Raw genomic sequence first — 3,708 nt, forward strand, 5'->3', positions numbered from 1 at the left:
TGCGCAAATACAATGGGGTTGGCCGTAAATCTTGCCTGCTGTTCCTGAAAGAATGCGGGTTCCGCTTTGACTTCGGCACACCGTCCGGGCAGCTTGAAATGCTGCGGAAATGGTGTGGTGTTTGGGGATAATCTGCGTCAGCCTCTAAAAATTACTTAACCAACACGAAATAAGCGAATTCTTCAAAGTGATTGCGTTCGGCAAATACATTGATGTCGATTGGCAGGGCTTCTAATTTGACGACTTCAGCCATAAATTATGAATTATGAGCAAGCCAAAGAGGCGGCTGAACATTTTTCAGACGGCCTACAAGCTGTTTTTGATATTTGACATATTTTTTACCATTTAAAATCAATCATCAATAAAAATTTTAACGATTTACCCTTGCCAACGATTCAAAAAAACATATAATAGCGACTTCACGAAACGGCGAATTAGCTCAGTCGGTTAGAGCAGAGGAATCATAATCCTTGTGTCCGGGGTTCGAATCCCTGATTCGCCACCACTTTTAACGAGTTGGAATCCGATTTCAACTCGTTTTCCCAAGGGGGTATAGCTCAGTTGGTAGAGCGCTTGCATGGCATGCAAGAGGTCAGCGGTTCGATCCCGCTTACCTCCACCAGTTTCAATAAAAGCCCTTGCTTTAAGCAAGGGCTTTTATTTGTCGGCTGCCTGATTAGAACATCAATCCAGCTAAGCAACAATTGATTTGCTTTCAAACAGCCTGAAACCTTACTTATTTATTTTCAATAAGGCTTCTTTCATTTCATTAGGCAGTATTGCCAACGCCTTCTCTGCAATCTCCGACGAAATCTGTCGGTAATACGCTTCAGCGATGCTGCCTGTAATGGTTGCCAACGACACCACAAAACGCAACGTATGTTCGAAATTTCGCTATCCAAAAATGGAATAATCGCTTCAGGCACCGTTCTCATACAGCTTTCGTCAAACTGATAATTCGGACAGATATCGTCACAAGTTCGATCCAAATCATACCTGAACCTATCGGCAATTTGCGCGCAGATAAATGCCTTATCCTGTCCCGTTCTCGCCCAATAAACTATTGCCGCCACGACTTACGCGCCTTTGATGGCCTCAGAGTGGTTGTGCATTACCGCTGCCGACTGTTCGGCATAGCACAAAACATCGGCCAAACCATCAAACGGCCCACCCTACTGCCGACACCCGTATGGCGGAACCATTGCCCCAACTGCCATACGGCTGCGGATTTTCCAGGACAACCCATTCATGAAAACAGCTGCCGTATGCGCCTTTCGGATCCGGATAACGACGGCACTAACGTTGTAAAATAGCCGTCAAATTATCCGGGCAGCCCTTATTCACCCAATCGGCAATCGCGACCGTGCAAACCGTATCATCGGTAAAACCAACATCTGCACCCATCAGCTCGAAATCGGTGTGTTTATCAGGATTCAATTCAAATGGCGAACCGGCAGTATCACCAATCACTTCCTCCAACATGTTGTTTCCTTTTTTTAAAAACGAGGACGGGATCTTTGCAAAAGCCTCGGATTTGAATCTGGTTCAAAGCGGTAGCATCGCAGAATGCGCAGACATATCACTTAGACAGGCAAATGTTTGGGAAGCGTGCCAAATTGGGGATTTTACAAAGGCCTGGACTGTCTGAAACTTGCAGACGACCCTAGGCATCAATGCTTAGGTAATTGGACCACCACTGTATTGGCCAAATAATCCTGCAAAGTACGGCGGTCACTCTTCACTTTAAACAACATCACTACACACACCAAATAAGCGGCAATTTGCAACAGGTTACTCAGCAAATCAAACATCTCGGGATTCCCGGTAATCGACTGGGCGACATAGGCGATGATGCCCACCGCCAAACCCAACAAAAAGTAATATGCCGCTTCACGCATAAACACCGCGCCAAAAAAACCCGGATTGGTGCCGTCGGTTTTCAACACCCGAATACCCAATATTTTCTTACCCAGCGACTGGCCGTCACGGCTCATAAAATAAATTTGCACTGCACCATACGCCACCAACACGGCGATGCCAATCATCAGCCAAGTCATGTTGGCTTCAGGCAAAGCCACTTCTTTCGCCGTATTAGCACGCTGTAAATAACCACTCTCACCGGACAACACCGAAATAATCAGCGGAATATAAGCGGCGACATTCAACACGCTATTAAGCAAAACCGCACCTATCCGCTTCATCGGCAATGCTAAATCCACTTCAATTTGTGACTCTGTCGTTTCAGACGGCATTGAGTTCAAATCATTCATACATTTACCTTTTTGATAAGATTTAAACACTCATATTTGCGCATTGGCAAAAAATTCAATAAAAACCTTTACATTTTTTTCAGGCGGCGTTAAAACATTTACTTTACTCATTTCAGAATTTTGTTAACAATTTCCCTCAAGGAGCACAGAATGAAAGTAGGTTTCGTTGGTTGGCGCGGGATGGTCGGCTCAGTATTGATGCAACGCATGAAAGAAGAAAACGACTTCGCCCACATTCCTGAAGCGTATTTTTTCACCACGTCCAACGCCGGCGGCACCGCCCCTGATTTCGGCCAAACAGCCAAAACCCTGCTCAATGCCAATGATGTGGCCGAACTGTCCAAAATGGACATCATTGTTACCTGCCAAGGTGGCGATTACACCAAAGCGGTTTTCCAACCCCTGCGCAACAGCGGCTGGAAAGGCTACTGGATTGATGCGGCCTCTTCTTTGCGCATGGCCGATGACGCTATTATCGTCTTAGACCCGGTTAACCGCAACATCATTGATGACGGTCTGAAAAACAGCGTGAAAAACTACATCGGCGGCAACTGCACTGTTTCCCTGATGCTGATGGCACTGGGCGGCTTGTTCCAAAACGATTTGGTCGAATGGGCCACCAGCATGACCTATCAAGCTGCTTCCGGTGCCGGTGCGAAAAACATGCGCGAGTTGATTGAAGGTATGGGTGCCATCAAAGCACAAGTTGCCGATGAATTGGCCAATCCTTCCAGCGCCATTTTAGACATTGACCGCAAAGTTTCCGATTTCCTGCGCAGCGAAGACTATCCAAAAACCAATTTCGGCGTACCTTTGGCCGGCAGCCTGATTCCTTGGATTGATGCCGATTTAGGCAATGGCCAATCCAAAGAAGAATGGAAAGGTGGCGTGGAAACCAATAAAATTTTAAGTACCAGGCAGCCAATCGTGATTGACGGTTTGTGCGTGCGCATCGGTTCTATGCGTTGCCACAGCCAAGCCATCACGCTGAAATTGAAAAAAAACTTGCCGGTAAAAGAAATCGAACGCATTTTGGCCGAAGCCAATGATTGGGTGAAAGTGGTGCCGAATCAAAAAGAAGCCAGCATGAACGACCTTACCCCTACAGCCGTGACCGGTACGCTGACCGTACCGGTAGGCCGCATCCGCAAACTGGGCATAGGCGGCGAATATATCAGCGCCTTTACCGTTGGCGACCAATTACTGTGGGGAGCCGCCGAACCGTTACGACGTGTATTGCGCATTATTTTAGGGAGTCTGTAAGATAAACGCATACGAAAAGCGCAACGGCTAAAACCTGTTGCGTTTTTATAAGTTCTCTTTAAATTATAAATATAGTCAAAGAAATTAAAAAACAGTACAAATCCGCATAAAGTAAAAGAAAAGGGTATCGATGCAGTCAAGCCGCCAATCCTGACGTATTTTCTTAATCCGAGCC

Annotated in this window: 3 protein-coding genes, 2 tRNA genes and 1 pseudogene; 4 read left to right on the forward strand and 2 right to left on the reverse strand. The window is 46.4% G+C overall.

Going from position 1 to position 3,708, the window contains the following annotated elements; all coding sequences use genetic code 11:
* The 3 genes and pseudogenes from C7N83_RS10620 to C7N83_RS10630 form a co-directional block, all read left to right on the forward strand.
* Positions 1–131, forward strand: a pseudogene (locus C7N83_RS10620) (IS1595 family transposase); the annotation flags it as partial.
* A gap of 297 nt (positions 132–428) precedes the next feature.
* Positions 429–505, forward strand: a tRNA-Met gene (locus C7N83_RS10625).
* 41 nt (positions 506–546) lie between these two features.
* A tRNA-Ala gene (locus C7N83_RS10630) sits at positions 547–622 on the forward strand.
* A 674-nt stretch (positions 623–1,296) separates the two neighbouring features.
* Here C7N83_RS10630 and C7N83_RS16200 read toward each other — a convergent pair.
* Both C7N83_RS16200 and C7N83_RS10640 read right to left on the reverse strand, forming a co-directional pair.
* On the reverse strand, positions 1,297–1,482 hold the full coding sequence (locus C7N83_RS16200; protein WP_245911204.1) for a hypothetical protein: 186 nt from the start codon (positions 1,480–1,482) through the stop codon (positions 1,297–1,299).
* Between the two features lie 188 nt (positions 1,483–1,670).
* Positions 1,671–2,270 (reverse strand): RDD family protein, encoded by a 600-nt coding sequence (locus tag C7N83_RS10640; RefSeq protein WP_106742566.1) that lies wholly within the window; start codon positions 2,268–2,270, stop codon positions 1,671–1,673.
* Between the two features lie 150 nt (positions 2,271–2,420).
* Here C7N83_RS10640 and asd point away from each other — a divergent pair, with 150 nt between their 5' ends.
* Positions 2,421–3,533, forward strand: coding sequence for an aspartate-semialdehyde dehydrogenase (asd, locus tag C7N83_RS10645; protein ID WP_106742568.1), 1,113 nt, complete (start codon positions 2,421–2,423; stop codon positions 3,531–3,533).
* Positions 3,534–3,708 lie beyond the last annotated feature (175 nt).

The organism is Neisseria iguanae, from assembly GCF_003013245.1.
In the GTDB taxonomy this organism is placed as follows: Bacteria; Pseudomonadota; Gammaproteobacteria; order Burkholderiales; family Neisseriaceae; genus Neisseria; species Neisseria iguanae.